The sequence below is a fragment of the Arachidicoccus sp. genome (genome assembly GCF_050436765.1).
GTDB lineage: Bacteria > Bacteroidota > Bacteroidia > Chitinophagales > Chitinophagaceae > Arachidicoccus.
On record NZ_JBNQGD010000140.1, the window covers coordinates 39059 to 54593 of the forward strand.

Here is a 15535-nt window from a genome sequence, read left to right on the forward strand (position 1 = left end):
TAAGGACTTGCTTTATCGGTTACCCGATTATAATAGGAACCATATATTTCACCATATTTCTTACCTACCTCAGCAACTACCGATAGATTATCGTAGCCCCCTAAGCCATAGGTTTTCACGTCTCCATAAAGTGACCGGATAGTATTATCATTAGTGGACCAGTTTATTGAACTCGTCCAATTAAATCCATTGGGGTTTTTCAATATTTGTGCATCCGCCATCAATTCAATTCCTTTATTCTGAATATTCCCTGCATTGATCATCTTATAAGCATACCCACTTAACGGATTCATGGGTAATTTGATAAGCTGATTGATCGCATTGTCTTTGTAAACAGACAAGTCAAATCCTACACGGCTTTGTAAGAAACGCATTTCCAGACCCGCTTCATATGAATTAATTAATTCCGCTTTTACATTTGGATCAAACAATGTATTATCTCCATTCTGAGCGGTGGTATTACCGTTCGGGTCTTTTCCTATCCTGTACGTATTATAGAGCGAATATGGAGGAAGGCCATCACCTGCGCTTGCATAAGATGCGCGCAACTTACCATAACTAATCCAGGAAGGCAGGTGCCCGCCAAGTTTATTAATCATATCGGTAAATATATAAGACATGCTCAGAGAGGGATATTGATAGGATCTGTTTGCCGGGCTTAAAGTAGAGGACCAGTCATTTCTAAAAGTACCTGTCAAAAATAAATAATCGTCATAATTCAATTCCGCTGTACCATAGAGGGAATTAATCCTTTCATTGGAATATCCTGAACTCACTGTCGGATTACCCGCGCCATTATTTACCGAGAAATAATTCGGTACAACCAACAGCCCAACACTTGTTCCTATATTGGAACTGTATTGAGACATCATGTTTCCACCCAATGAAATTGTTCCGCCAAATTTGCCAAATACATTGTCTTTTGATGCGGTGATCAAGGTACTATAATTTGTTTCCCGAAAAGTTGATTTCCCCACACCGTAATTACCCGTTGTACTTGCGGGGCTCCCTGCATACGTTTTATTTTCGGTATTAACTGTATACATATCCGACCCGCCTTCGATTTGCGCATTTAACCAGTTTGTAAATTGATATTTCAATATTCCATGCATTAAGAACCTATCTCTGGCATCGCTGTTCAACCGGTATTTGGCCGCCCAATAAGGGTTCTGCGCGTTGCCCCCGGCATACCATCTCATTTTGCCGGCACTGTCAATTGGATTTCGATATTGCGTAATATCAATGGTTGACGGTAAGAGATAAGTAGCAAAGAATGTATTATTTCCTTGTACGGCTGCTCCACCCTGAGGCCTGTTGTTGGCAACTGAATTAAGGTATTGTACTTTAGCATCGAGTGACCACCTATTGTCTTTACCAAACTTAGTTGTTACCCTTGTCGTTAAATTGTTCCTTGTCAGTTTTGCGCCGGGAATAATACTTTTATCATCCATTCTGCTATAAGAAGTATAAATAGATGTATTATTAACCAGTTGCTGAAAAGAAATACTTTGATTGGAAATGATACCGTTCCCAAAATAATTAGCCACGTTATCATGCGGTCTTAAAACAACGTTATTCCCATCCGCATCCTTAACCTTCTGTCCGGTAATTTTTGCACCCCAGCTTTGACTCGCCTTCGGACCATATATGCCCAAAGTACCGGCACTATAAGTATTCTGCAAATCAGGGTTAGCAAAAATGCTCTCCACACCTATAGAAGAAGAAACATTTATTCCCAAACCATTTTGCTTTTTGCCGGTTTTTGTTGTAATCATAATGACACCATTTCCGCCCCTTGACCCATAAAGCGCAGCAGCAGCAGGTCCCTTAAGAACGGTAAGGGAGGCAATATCATCGGCGCTGATATCAGCCAGCCCGTTACCCATATCCAAAGAAGGATTCCAAAAATCATTGTTGGAGGCTCCAATAAAATTATCATAAGGGACACCATCCACAACAATCAAGGGTTGGCTTAATTTGGATATGGAGTTATGGCCTCTTAAAACAATCTGGGACGAAGCCCCCGGCCCATTACCGGAGCGGATAACTTGCAAGCCTGCAACCTTTCCTGAAAGATCATTGACCAAATTCGGTTCTTTGGCATCAGCCAATGATTGCCCGCTTACTTCCTGTACGGCGTAGCCCAAGGATTTACTTTTTCTTTTAATTCCCAAGGCTGTCACTATTACTTCATCACCCGCCGAAGCTGCTTGTGCAGGAATTAAAACAACATCCAGCACATCGCTATTGGCCTCCAGTGTTTTGGTTTGAAAACCGATATAAGTAAAAACTAATGTTGAACCGGTTTTTGCCTTAACGGAAAACGAGCCATCTGCCTTAGTTATATCATGCGCCTTGGCATTTTCAACTGTGATGGTTACACCACTGAAGGGTTCACCGGTGTTACTTTTGACCGTGCCGGAGATATACCCCGTTTGGGCAAAAGAGTTATTTTGTATGCATAAGGCGATAATAGTCAGCAACAGCGCCTTAAAGAAGAGCAAATTTGTTTTTTTCATAAACCTTCTTTTTGTGAGTGAAATGATTTTTGTTAAGAATGAGCTTTGGGTAATGTTTACATAATTTATTATGTAGCTTTTTTGTAGAAATCTTTTTTCATTTATGTGTTATTTGGCAAGTGAATGTTTGAGGAATATCTTTTCCATTGGACAGTCTTTTATATTTTCAATAACTAAGGATGCGGCACCAATAATTTCAGCGTCATGATTAAGCGTAGAAACAACAATCTTTGTATTACTCACCAGGCGGGGAATGGCGTGTTGTATAGGCGCCAACCATATTTTACCCGCTGCGGATCCTCGCCCACTCAAGACTATTTTACTTGGATTTAGTAAGTGAATAAGAATAGCGATACCTCTTCCTATATTGTAACCGACATCTGAGATAATGCCTACCGTTACCGAATCGCCGATTATAGCAGCCTGAATAAATTGCTGAAACTTCGTTTCATGTTTATCTGAGCTAAGAACGGCCGATTTCAGAAAAGACGCTTTTCCATTTTCTATTTCTGTAGCTGCTCTGTCCAACATATAATTAAGAGAGCTCTCCGTTTCTAAACATCCAATTTTACCGCAACTACATAACTTGCCGTTTTGAAATAAAGGTATATGACTAAACTCTCCTGCAAAGCCATCTTCGCCTCTAAACAATTTATTGTCAATAATCATCCCCAAACCTACCCCCCAACCAATATTTACAACCATAGCATTGCTTTCTCCTCTTGCTGCACCAAACTTATACTCAGCCAATGCAATTGCAGAAGAATCGTTTTCAATAAAGACAGGAAGATTAGTTTTCGATTGTATATAATTACAGATATCTGCGCCTAAAAATGTATAGTTTGCTCCTTTATGTGGATCAATAAACCCGGGCATACCAATGCCAATTCCAATAACTTTATCCCTATCAATTTTTGTTGTCTCAATGACAGACAAAATATGTTCTGTTAACTTTTCTAAAGCCTGATCGTTTTTCGCAAGGGCTAATTCAATTTCTTTCGTGGGCGTTACAAAATTTTTATGTGCATCCAAGATAGCAATGCGAGACACAAATTGATCCATCGCCACGGCCACGATATAAAAGCTGTCCGGCCTCAGTGAATAAGTAAGTGGCCGTCTGCCACCACTTGAGGGCGCCAGCCCCTTTTCTATTACCAAATCTTCTTCTACTAATTCATTGACCATTTTCGTCGCTAAGGATAAACTTTTCCCCATTCTTTCACTCAACTCAGCGCAGGAAGAAGAATTTGTGAGAAATAATTCGCCTAAGATACTTTTCTTATATGACGTGTTTTTTGTATTCACTTAAAGTAATTTTAACGAAAGCAGTCAAATTAAGCTTATAATTTATCAAAGTAAAGGAAACTTTTCGTAAAAAACAATAAGTTTTTTGTTTTTATTTAGTTTTATGTTTAAAAAAACTTAAAATGATCCCTCGTTTTGAAAGGAATTGGATATAGGTTGCAAGAAAATCCGAAATATCACAAACATGACATTTGTATGACCATTTCAATTTTTTTTCACAAAATTTGGCGGTTAACTTTGCACCTGCACAAACCAAGAGGCAATAAAGGCCGTACATAATGGAAATCATTACAAATGATAACAACGGCAGAAGATAAAATGGAAATTCAACAGTTTCATATAGCAGGTATCAACTATAAAAAGACAGATGTAACCATTCGCGGTAAATTTGCTTTAAACGAAACACAATACCTGTCTTTATTACAAAAATCTACCCGGCAAAATATCAAAAACGTATTTGTACTCTCTACATGCAATCGCACGGAAATATATGGCATTGCATCTTCTGCAAGAGAATTAAGCGATTTGCTTTGCAGTGAAACAACGGGTAATCTGGAAGTATTTGAAAAACTATGCTATGTAAAACAGGGTAAAGATGCCGTTGAGCATCTTTTTTCAGTTGCCTCAGGATTAGATTCACAAATTTTAGGCGATTATGAAATAGTTGGCCAATTAAAAAACGCCATTAAATTCGCAAAACAAAATGGTAGTATCGGGGCATTTACCGAACGCCTTTCTAATACCGTTTTCGAATCGTCAAAGGCCGTTAAAAACAAAACCCTGTTTAGTGGAGGCACTGTCTCAGTAGCTTTTGCTGCTATTCAATTTTTACGTCTACACTGCCATTACACAGCCTCTCAAAAAGTAGCCATTATCGGTACGGGAAAAATAGGAAAAAATACTTGCAAAAACCTGATAGATTATTTAGGCTTTACGGATATCACCTTACTGAATAGAAGTGACGACAAAGCAGAAGAATTTGCAACGGAGTTGGGAATAAAATTTGCCCGTTATATATACTATAAAGAAGAGGTAAAAAAAGCTGATATCATAATTGTAGCTACGAATGCACCGGAACCCATCATATCTAAAGACGATTTAGAGGAAGATTCAAGAAAGATACTCATTGATTTATCTATACCCGGCAACATTCATACAAATACTAAATCCTTACCCAACAAGATATTGGTGAACGTTGATGACCTTTCTAAGATGAATGACGAAACGCTTAGAATGCGGGAATGCGAAATTCCTAAGGTCAAAAGTATTATCAAGGAATATATAGATGAGTTTTATGATTGGTACAAAATGCGTAAAAATGCGCCCATTATTCGCGCTGCAAAAAAAACCTTAACTAATATTAACCTTTGTCCTTGGTTTCAATCACTGCAGCCAGAAACTTTAAATTCGGAACAGCAACAAGCTGCTGCCGTGCAAAAAGCGGTAAAACAACTGGCGGTAAAATTGCGTAATCAAGAACAGACGCAAACATCAGGCTGTACCTATATTGAAACACTGCACGATTTTATTGCCCACCATCCAATAAAGCAGTAAAAAACAATGGAAGAGCGAATAGTAAAAATCGGTACGCGTGATAGCAAACTTGCGCTTTGGCAAGCAAAAAAAGTAAAAGACTTATTGACGGAAAAAGGCGTAGAATCTGAATTGGTTCCCGTAAAAAGTGAAGGCGATTTAGATTTAGTGACGCCGCTTTATGCTATGGGTGTGCAGGGTGTTTTTACTAAAACATTAGACGCATACCTATTGAGTAATAAAATTGATATCGCCGTTCATTCGATGAAGGATGTCCCCACCCAATTGGCACAAGGAATCCAGCAGGGGGCGGTCTTACAAAGAGCTAATTATAAAGACCTATTTGTTTACAAAGAGGAGTCTGTCTATAAAAAATATTTTTCGTTCGATACGGCCAACCAAAAACTTTTAAAGGGGATAGTTGCCACAGGCTCTGTAAGACGAAAAGCACAACTACTAAACCATTTCCCCGATCTAACTATTGAAAATTTACGCGGCAATGTGCAGACTAGGATGAAAAAGCTGCACGATAATAATTGGGATGCCGCCATCTTTGCCGCCGCGGGCCTGGAAAGAATTAAAGAGCGTCCAGAAAAATCCGTAGAAATAGATTGGATGTTACCTGCGCCTGCACAAGGAGTCATTATGATTGTATGCAAGACCAGTGATAAAGACTGTTTGGAAAAAATATCATTATTAAATCACCACAGAACAGCGATCTGTGCAAAAATTGAACGGGATTTTTTAAGTACTTTAATGGGCGGCTGCTCCACTCCGATAAGTGCATTAGCCGAAATAGAAGGTCATAACATCATTTTCAAAGGGAATATTTTGTCCTTAGACGGGAAAGAAAAATTAGAGATTACAAAAACAGTATCTCTCACACATGCTGATGATTTGGGCATTGTAACGGCAAAAGAGTTATTGCATAAAGGCGCAAATAAGATAGTTGAAAGCATTAGGAATGCAGAATAAGAAGATTAAAATATTATCAACAGGTACGCTCTCCAACGATATCTTTGAAATAGCCAACAAAGAAAGCGTAGAACTCTTTGATAAGCCTATGATAGAAATCACGGAGCATGTTTCCCCTTTTGATTCTTCCAAAATAAAAAATTTAGCCGCTCAAAAAATTCTAGCCATATTTACAAGTTTACATGCTGTAACACCGGTGATTAAGCATTTAAAAGCAATACAAAGTGGCTATTTAACGAATGATCAACCTGGAGCAATACCGGCAATACCGTCCTGGGACATTTGTTGTTTAGACGGAAAAATCAAAGAAGCAGCTATCGAATACTGGGAAGAATCTTCCATAATCGCTACTGCGAAAAATGCTAATGAATTAAGTGAAATCATCTTACAAAAGAACAGTCGCTATCCCATCGTTTTTTTCTGCGGCAACAGACGAATGGACGCATTACCAACCATGTTAGCTAATCATCCTTTTGGTTTCGAAGAAATAGCGGTTTATCAAACTATATTAACACCAAAAACAATCAAGAAATATTATGACACCGTGGTCTTTTTTAGCCCGAGTGCGGTAGAAAGTTTTTTTAGTAAAAACAAATTAGAAAAAGATATTCCTGTGTTTTGTATCGGGCAAACGACTTCTGCTGAAATTAAAAAGTATTGTAATAATAAAATTAATATAGCCAAAAAAGCCTCAAAGAAATATATTATAGAAGAGGCCATAAAATACTTTCAAACAAAAAAAGTTCAGCGTTAACATTATAATGAACTATTTATAAGTGTCCGTTTCTGCTGAAGTAAAGAAATTGGGTACTTCTAATAATTATGAAAAAAATATTTGTCATTTGCGGAAGCACCAGAAAAAATTCTACCAATCATCGCTACATTGAGGCGATAAAGAAAATCTTGGAAAATAATGTCCAGGTAACTGATCTGGATAGCTTGATCAATATTCCGCATTTCAATCCTGACGACGATAATGAAAATGCACCGGCCCAGGTAAAAGAATTCAGGCAGCAGCTTTGTGCATCAGACGGAATAATTATATCAACACCTGAATATGCCATGGGCATTCCCGGTTCCTTAAAAAACGCGATCGATTGGACGGTCTCTTCCTCATCCTTTTCAAAGAAACCCGTATTGTTAATTACTGCCGCTTCTCTAGGGCAAAAAGCGCACCTTGCCTTAATGGATGTGTTGAACGTAATAGAAGCCGATATTGTCGAACAAACAGCAATATTAATTCCTTTTGCCAACGCAAAAATTGATAACAATAACCATATTACCCATAGTGCAACAGAGCAAACAATTATAAAAGCTGTACAATTTTTTCAAAACAAATTATGACACAAGACAAGACAATAAAAAACGATTTACTGTTAAAGGCTCTGCGTGGTGAAAACACTGAGCGGACACCGGTTTGGATGATGCGCCAGGCAGGAAGATACTTGCCCGAATACATTAAAATTCGTGAAAAATATTCTTTTTTCCAGAGGTGCCAAACGCCGGAACTGGCTTGTGAAATCACTCTGCAGCCGGTTGATATCATCGGCGTAGATGCAGCCATTTTATTTTCAGATATTTTGGTAGTACCTCAGGCAATGGGTTTAGAAGTGCAGTTGCTTGAAAAGCAAGGCCCTCTTCTTCCAAATCCAATAAAAACAAATGCAGACTTAAACAGAGTCCGGGTGCCCAATGTAGAAGAAACTTTGGGCTACGTTTTTGATGCGATAAAATTGATCAAGCAGGAATTGAATGGCCGCGTGCCTTTAATTGGATTTGCAGGCGCGCCCTGGACATTACTCTGTTATATGGTCCAGGGCAAAGGTTCAAAAACTTTCGATGAAGCCAAAGCGTTTTGCTATCAAAATCCGCAATTGGCACATCAAATTTTGCAAATGATCACAGACACCACCATCGCTTATTTAAAAGCGCAAATTGCCGCCGGTGCAGACACGGTGCAAATTTTTGATAGCTGGGGCGGCCTTTGGAGTAAGGGGGATTTCGAAATTTTTTCCTTACAATATATTCGTCAGATTGTAGCTGCACTCAAAGACGATGCACCGGTAATCATTTTCGCGAAGGGGGCCTGGCATTCATTAGGTGAAATGGCGCAGACGGGTGCAAGTGGATTGGGAATTGATTGGTGTATTGAACCTCAAATGGCACATACGCTTGCTGGGGGAAACATTACTTTGCAAGGCAATTTTGATCCTGCCAAATTACTTTCCCCCATCGCTGAAATAAAAAAAGAAACACAAAAGATGTTGCGTGCATTTGGGCCGAATAAACATATTGCCAATCTTGGCCACGGCATCCTTCCGAATGTTCCCGTGGATCACGCAAGGGCCTTTGTTGATACAGTAAAGGAATTTTCGTTTAATTAAAACAATAGCCGAAGAATCTTACCTTTATACAATAAAGGGAGTAAAGGTTAAACGCATTTTCCATCGACGCATTTTGGTAGCCCGCAGCTTTTGACAAAATAGATTAGGGCGTCAAAGCCGGCTTTGTCTTAGCATAAAGGCATGCTGCCATGTGTAGTTGTTATTATAACGACAAATATAAATGGAGTTGCTTAGATTAATATTGAACAATGAGTACCTATAAAAAAGAAACACACGCTTTTCGCGAAAGATGGATCGAATATGTCTTACAGCTCCAACAAGAGATTTGTACCACCCTTGAAAAGATAGATGGAAAGGGAGGCTTCGTTACCGACAACTGGGAGCGTGCCGAAGGTCGCGGCGGTGGAGGCAAGACACGAGTGATTGCGCAGGGAAATGTTTTTGAAAAGGGGGGCGTTAACACTTCTGTCGTTTACGGAAAAGTAACAGAGAAAATGCGCAAGCAATTAGGGCTCGATGGGGAGAAATGGTTCGCATGTGGATTGAGTTTAGTCATTCATCCACAAAATCCATTTGTACCGACCGTGCACGCCAACTGGCGCTATTTTGAATTATACGACGAAAAGGACAATGTGATTGACCGATGGTTTGGTGGTGGTTCCGATCTTACTCCCTATTATTTGTTTGAAGAGGATGCGGTGCATTTTCATCAAACTTTTAAAGATGCGATGCAACCCTTTGGAGAAGAACTCTATCCCACATATAAAAAATGGTGTGACGAATATTTTACCAACACACATCGTGATAATGAAATGCGCGGAATCGGTGGTGTATTTTATGATCATCTGAAACCTACCCCCGAGAGGGACTTGGAACAACTGTTTCTATTCCAGCAAGCGAATGGCAATAGTTTTTTAAATGCTTATTTACCTATTGTTGAAAAAAGAAAATCACAACCATTTACGCCTGAAAATAAATATTGGCAAGAGATAAGAAGAGGCAGATATGTAGAGTTTAACTTAATTCATGATCGAGGTACACTCTTTGGCTTAAAAACCAATGGGCGTACAGAGAGTATTTTGATGAGTCTTCCTCCGACTGTACGTTTCGATTATAATTATCAACCAAAAGTTGGAAGTGAAGAAGAGAAACTGTTGGAGGCATGCAGGCACCATAGGGAGTGGGTATAGTTAAATCCTGCTTTTTAATAAGTTAAAAGCAAGAATTTAAGAAATTCATGAATCTTCATAATGGTAAGAAATAATAGAATATGCCTTTATTTCAATATGGAGATTAGAATATATTCATTCAACGAGCTATTGAATCAGTTTTCCATATCTGATGTATTTCACAACTCAGTTTCTAAAATAAGGACAATCAACCGTATTCAAGTCATAAGTTTTGAATCATATGTCATAAATTAAAGCCGTATTATAAAAAACAATTATTCTTTCATAGATGTAAGGTCCCACACCTTACATTATAAATAATAAAAAATGTTCCTCCAAAGAAGAAACCGTATCACGCGCCGTAGCCCGGCTATCAGAAGCCTGGTGGCAGAAACATCTTTAACTCCTAACGATTTTATCCTGCCAATTTTTATAGACGAAGGCGAAAATATCAAATACGAAATACCGTCAATGCCCGGATATTTTAGATATTCTCTTGACAATACTGTTAAAGAAGTAAAAGAGTTGTGGGCAATGGGCATTAAATCTGTTTTGCTTTTTGTAAAATGTGACGATGCAGTAAAGGACAACACAGGCAAAGAAAGCTGGAATAAAAATGGGCTAATGCAACGCAGCATCAAAGCCATTAAAAATGCCGTTCCAGAAATGATGGTGATGACGGATGTGGCACTTGATCCTTATTCACAGTATGGTCATGATGGCATTGTGGATGTGGCTTCGGGCTATATTGTAAATGACGAGACAGTGGATGCACTTACATTAATGAGCCTCTCACACGCCGAAGCAGGTGCCGATTTTATTGCACCCAGCGATATGATGGATGGCCGCATTGGCGCATTCCGTAACGCCTTGGAAGAAAATAATTTTTCTAACGTAGGCATTATGTCTTATAGTGCAAAATATGCCAGTTGCCTGTACGGCCCTTTCCGCGATGCCTTGGACAGTGCCCCGGGTTTTGGGGACAAGAAAACATATCAAATGAATTACACCAACCGTATAGAAGCCATTAACGAAACATTGCAGGACATAGAACAAGGTGCGGATATTGTGATGGTTAAACCAGCATTAGCCTACCTGGATATTATTCGTGAAGTAAAAAATGCTGTCACAGTTCCCGTCAGTGCTTATCACGTAAGTGGCGAATATGCCATGATAAAGGCGGCCGCAAAAATGGGTTGGTTGGATGAGGACAAAGCGATACTTGAAACGCTTACATCGATTAAAAGGGCAGGAGCGGACTTAATCGCCACTTATTTCGCCAAAGACGCAGTTAAATTGTTGGGATAAAAGTCTATTTCTCATCCCTCGCAAAAGTATATTTTGTTTTCAATCATCATTATTTACTTTTGTAACATAAAACTTACAATTGATAATTAATGAAAGACACTCCTTTTATAAAACAGCATATTGCCCTCGGCGCAAAAATGGCCGAGTTTGCAGGTTATAATATGCCGATCAGCTATTCAGGAATTAATAACGAACACTTCGCCGTTCGTAATAGTGTAGGTATTTTCGACGTCAGTCACATGGGGGAATTTATTTTAAAAGGAGAAAATGCACTCGATTTAATCCAACGTGTTACCAGTAATGATGCAGCCAAATTGGAGAATGGGCAAGCACAATACAGTTGCCTGACCAACAATGAAGCAGGGATTGTCGACGATTTAATTGTTTATTGCATAGAGCAAAACAAAGTCTATATGTTGGTGGTAAATGCTTCAAATATAGACAAGGATTGGAACTGGATAATGTCGCACAATACCGCTGGTGTAGAGATGCACAATATCAGCGACGATACATGCCTACTCGCCATTCAGGGACCCAATGCATGTAAAGTTTTAGAGCCGCTTACGACAACCGATCTGCAAAGTTTAAAATATTATACTTTCGAAAAGAATGAATTTGCCGGGGTCAAAAACGTTTTGATAAGCGCAACAGGTTATACCGGTTCCGGAGGCATTGAAATCTATTTTGAAAATAAAGATAACAATGCTGAAAAGATATGGAATGCGGTTTTTGAAGCCGGAAAATCTGCCGACATAAAGCCTTGTGGCTTAGGTGCTCGTGATACACTTCGTTTAGAAATGGGTTATTGCTTATATGGCAACGACATTGACGATACAACTTCACCGCTCGAAGCTGGTCTTGGCTGGATAACAAAGCTGAAGAAAACAACCGCTTTTACCTCACAGGACAAATTAGCAGTACAAAAAGCGACAGGTATTAATAAAAAATTGGTTGGTTTTGAAATGACAGAGAGAGGAATACCGCGCCACGATTACAAAATTGTAGATGCAGAAGGCAACGAGATAGGCAAAGTTACCAGTGGCACGCAATCTCCATCTTTGAACAAAGCGATTGGATTGGGCTATGTAAGGCTGCCGCAAGCGGCTATTGACAAAGATATTTTTATACAAATAAGAGATAAAAATATCAAAGCAAAGATCGTAAAGATTCCTTTTGAATAAAATAAGTTCAGATGAAAAAGGCTGTCTCGTTTTGTATAATTTTTAGTTTTTCAATTGCATTGTTTTCATGCGCCAAGTACATAAAAGAAACGGGAAAAGCTTCTTATTATGCAGGAAAATTTATCGGCCGTAAAACAGCAAATGGCGAAACTTTTAGAAAACGAAAATTGACCGCAGCTAGTAAAACTTTACCTTTCGGCACTAGGGTAAAGGTTACCAACCTAAGCAATGGCCGTTCCGTAAAAGTGCGCATCAATGACCGCGGACCTTTTGTAAAGGGTAGAATCCTCGATTTGAGTTGGAAGGCAGCCAAGCGAATTGATATGCTAGACGCTGGCGTGGTATCAGTGCGTTTGAAATACAGAAAACCCCAATAGGATAATATTGCGTTCCAATGGGCTCGTTTAGGTTTCGCATATATATTAAATTCCAAAAAAGCGAATTGTAAAAACATTTTTAAAAAACTATTTCTTGACTCTATAATTCTGGGACAGAGTTTTTGAAAGGAACTCAAACATTATTAATATTTACGAAGGGTCCTTCGATGAAATATTCTTTCTGCAAAAAGTCAATAAGCGGTTCGACCCTTATGATTTATGCTTTAGCCAACTCAACTTCGCTATCTAAAACCTTTCCATTTTCGGTTTTTAAGATACGTGAAGGGTAACGATTGATTACCACATAATCATGGGTAGCCATAAGAACAGTTGTTCCCAAATCTTTGCTAATGCTTAAGAGCAATTGCATAATTCCGTTACTGGTTTCCGGATCAAGGTTTCCTGTTGGTTCGTCAGCCAAAATCAATTTGGGAGAATTAAGCAATGCCCGAGCAATATCTACGCGTTGCTGTTCTCCGCCACTCATTTCGTGAGGCATTTTAAAACCTTTATTTTTAAGGCCTACCTTCTCTAGAGAATCATTTATTTTTTCGTCAATCAGGTGCTTTTCTTTCCAACCTGTAGCCCTAAGAACAAATCGCAAATTCTCATAAACATTCCTATCGCTCAATAAATGAAAATCCTGAAAAACAATGCCAATGTTGCGTCTTAAGAATGGAACATCCTTCCATGTCATTCCTTTTATTTGAAAATCCGCTACCGTTGCCTCTCCTTCTCTTAAAGAAAGCTCACCATATAATGTCTTCAACAAACTAGTCTTTCCTGAACCGGTCTTTCCCACCAGATAAACAAACTCTCCTTTAGTAATTGTAAAGTTTACATTTTGTAGAATAAGATTATTACCCTGATAAACATTCGCGTTCGATATAGATATGACTTGTTCGGACATAGATTACATTTTTCGTTTGCAAAGATAAAAAATTGATCGCGATTTAAGATAGGAATAAAAAAAAGAACCTCCAAATGTTTTGAAGGTTCTGAATATATAATTCGAAGATTAAATTTACCAATCAGGATTTTGTAATTCTTTAAACCTCGGATTAATTTTCATATCAATTGTCGGAATTGCGCAAATAAATCTCTCCACCCAAGATGCAATAGTTTTAGAGTTAAAATCTGTTCCTGTAACACATTTCTCTATTTCAAAACTGGAAATACTCAATAATTATTCCGTTCCTCCAGCCCACCAAATTTTATCTTTAAACACATTAACAGAAGGGACATTGTCTGTGTTAGCTGTCACTTCACTAGTCGGATAGGGAAACCTAACAACAAATCCATAGCTTGCCAAGTTATTATTCGGATTATTTAATTGTGGTATGCCAGTTCTTCTATAATCATTGTATGCCTCTAATGACTCGGCTTCATAAAATGCAATATATTTCTGCGTCATTATTTCATTAATATCTCCGGCAGATGAAAGACCCAATTTAGGGAGAACCTCCAAAGTGTAGTAGAGGTCTGCACCGGATACACTATGATAATCAAAATTAGCCTCAATTGCCGATTTTAAGGTAGCTTTGAAATCCTGACCCTTCCTGGCCATTGCTTCCGCCTTTAAAAACAATAATTCATGATAACTCATCAAAGGAGTTGGAGAAGTTCTATCATTCTCGTTTCCTGTGATATTTGAATAAGAATATTCACCATATCCCGCCCGCGTTCTATCTGCTGTTCCATTAGGTGCCGGAAAAATTGTGCTAGTGGGGTCAGTCGGGTCCGCAGTAGTAAAATACGCTGAAATTCTAGGATCATTACGGGCAGACATTAAGTCATATAAAGTCTTTCCTGAGCACAAATCTCCTCGTTCATAATACGTCAAAGCCCACCATGGATTTGATCCTATATCAGTTGCTTCATATTTAGTAAAAACTAAGGCATCATTTCCGCCAGTAAATCCATGTCCCACACAAGCCAATACAGAATCGACTGCTGAAGGAACAACCTTTTCTATATGCATAAAATAACGCGCCTTAAGACTCCAAGCTGCTTTAATCCACAAACTCGCATCCCCACCATACATCAAATCTTGCTTGGGTAATGCAGAAGCTTCTATATTACTAGGAGTCATTGAAAGATTACTAATAGCGTGATTCAATAATACAAAAAGACTATCATAAATCTGCTTTTGGGAATCGAATTTAGGATGCAAGTTCTTAGCGCCTTCTAATGCATCTGTCCAAGGAGCTTGACCCCACATATCAGTAACTATAGCAAGATTATACGCTGTTAGTATTTGAGCTATTCCTAATGTTTCTTTATTATCACTTTCGCTTCCTCCAGGAGAGCATTTAACAATTATGTCTTTTAAAATAGCTAAATTGTTATAAACGCTATTCCAGCTATTATCCAGTAAAGAAGAGGCCGTGACACCATTTCTTCTGTCAGCATCATAAAACTGCTCGTCAACACCTGCGCTTTGCTCAATAAATAATGAGGCATACCACGCCATGTCGGTTGCAGTCGTGCCATACGAAGACTCAACAATTACACTTGGCAACTCATTAGTAGACAATACACTCGTAGGATCGTTAACATCCTTGTTTATATTGTCCAAAGCTTTTTCAGAACAAGATGCCAAAATTAATAGAAGTCCTCCTAGTAAATAATATTTTATATATTTCATCATTAATTCGTTTTGTTTTTAATTAAAAGGTAACATTTAAACCAACTCCAAAACTTTTCGACTGGGGTAACGACATGTAGTCAAAACCTCCTTGCATATTGCCATTCCCCTGAGAAGATTCGGGATCAAAATTTGGAAGTTCGGTCCAAAGTAAAATATTCCTTGCCGAAAAAGAC

Annotated in this window: 13 protein-coding genes; 9 read left to right on the plus strand and 4 right to left on the minus strand. The window is 38.6% G+C overall.

What is annotated here, in order from left to right; all coding sequences use genetic code 11:
• Positions 1 to 2519, minus strand: a 2519-nt coding sequence (locus ACQR30_RS05940) for a SusC/RagA family TonB-linked outer membrane protein (protein ID WP_429732663.1), incomplete at its 3' end; no start/stop codon positions are given.
• A 108-nt stretch (positions 2520 to 2627) separates the two neighbouring features.
• Entirely contained in the window at positions 2628 to 3824 is a 1197-nt protein-coding gene (locus ACQR30_RS05945; protein WP_429732665.1) for an ROK family protein, read from the minus strand.
• Positions 3825 to 4118: 294 nt separating this feature from the next.
• On the opposite strand from ACQR30_RS05945, the gene hemA reads away from it, so the two are divergent.
• From hemA to ACQR30_RS05990, 9 genes are all read left to right on the plus strand, one after another.
• Positions 4119 to 5378 carry a glutamyl-tRNA reductase gene (hemA, locus tag ACQR30_RS05950; RefSeq protein WP_429732668.1) on the plus strand — a complete coding sequence of 420 codons (1260 nt, stop codon included), beginning with the start codon at positions 4119 to 4121 and terminating at the stop codon, positions 5376 to 5378.
• Between the two features lie 6 nt (positions 5379 to 5384).
• On the plus strand, positions 5385 to 6332 hold the full coding sequence (gene hemC, locus ACQR30_RS05955) for a hydroxymethylbilane synthase (RefSeq protein WP_429732671.1): 948 nt from the start codon (positions 5385 to 5387) through the stop codon (positions 6330 to 6332).
• On the plus strand, positions 6322 to 7086 hold the full coding sequence (locus ACQR30_RS05960) for a uroporphyrinogen-III synthase (RefSeq protein WP_429732674.1): 765 nt from the start codon (positions 6322 to 6324) through the stop codon (positions 7084 to 7086). Before hemC ends, ACQR30_RS05960 begins: the two co-directional genes overlap by 11 nt.
• Positions 7087 to 7154: 68 nt before the next feature.
• Positions 7155 to 7676, plus strand: coding sequence for an NADPH-dependent FMN reductase (locus tag ACQR30_RS05965; protein WP_429732677.1), 522 nt, complete (start codon positions 7155 to 7157; stop codon positions 7674 to 7676).
• Positions 7673 to 8716 carry a uroporphyrinogen decarboxylase gene (hemE, locus tag ACQR30_RS05970; RefSeq protein ID WP_429732679.1) on the plus strand — a complete coding sequence of 348 codons (1044 nt, stop codon included), beginning with the start codon at positions 7673 to 7675 and terminating at the stop codon, positions 8714 to 8716. The genes ACQR30_RS05965 and hemE overlap by 4 nt, the downstream gene beginning before the upstream one ends.
• Before the next feature lie 209 nt (positions 8717 to 8925).
• On the plus strand, positions 8926 to 9867 hold the full coding sequence (gene hemF, locus ACQR30_RS05975; protein ID WP_429732682.1) for an oxygen-dependent coproporphyrinogen oxidase: 942 nt from the start codon (positions 8926 to 8928) through the stop codon (positions 9865 to 9867).
• A gap of 306 nt (positions 9868 to 10173) precedes the next feature.
• The gene (gene hemB, locus ACQR30_RS05980; protein WP_429732686.1) at positions 10174 to 11154 is read left to right on the plus strand and encodes a porphobilinogen synthase; all 981 of its coding nucleotides are present in this window, start codon (positions 10174 to 10176) and stop codon (positions 11152 to 11154) included.
• A gap of 89 nt (positions 11155 to 11243) precedes the next feature.
• Positions 11244 to 12335: a glycine cleavage system aminomethyltransferase GcvT gene (gene gcvT, locus ACQR30_RS05985; protein WP_429732689.1), complete on the plus strand. Its 1092-nt coding sequence runs from the start codon at positions 11244 to 11246 to the stop codon at positions 12333 to 12335.
• A gap of 11 nt (positions 12336 to 12346) precedes the next feature.
• The gene (locus ACQR30_RS05990; protein WP_429732691.1) at positions 12347 to 12712 is read left to right on the plus strand and encodes a septal ring lytic transglycosylase RlpA family protein; all 366 of its coding nucleotides are present in this window, start codon (positions 12347 to 12349) and stop codon (positions 12710 to 12712) included.
• Positions 12713 to 12929: 217 nt separating this feature from the next.
• Here the strand turns inward: ACQR30_RS05990 and ACQR30_RS05995 are convergent, their stop codons facing one another.
• A complete protein-coding gene (locus tag ACQR30_RS05995; protein WP_429732694.1) occupies positions 12930 to 13622 on the minus strand; it encodes a cell division ATP-binding protein FtsE in 693 nt (230 codons plus the stop codon).
• Positions 13623 to 13898: 276 nt separating this feature from the next.
• A complete protein-coding gene (locus ACQR30_RS06000; protein ID WP_429732697.1) occupies positions 13899 to 15362 on the minus strand; it encodes a SusD/RagB family nutrient-binding outer membrane lipoprotein in 1464 nt (487 codons plus the stop codon).
• Positions 15363 to 15535 lie beyond the last annotated feature (173 nt).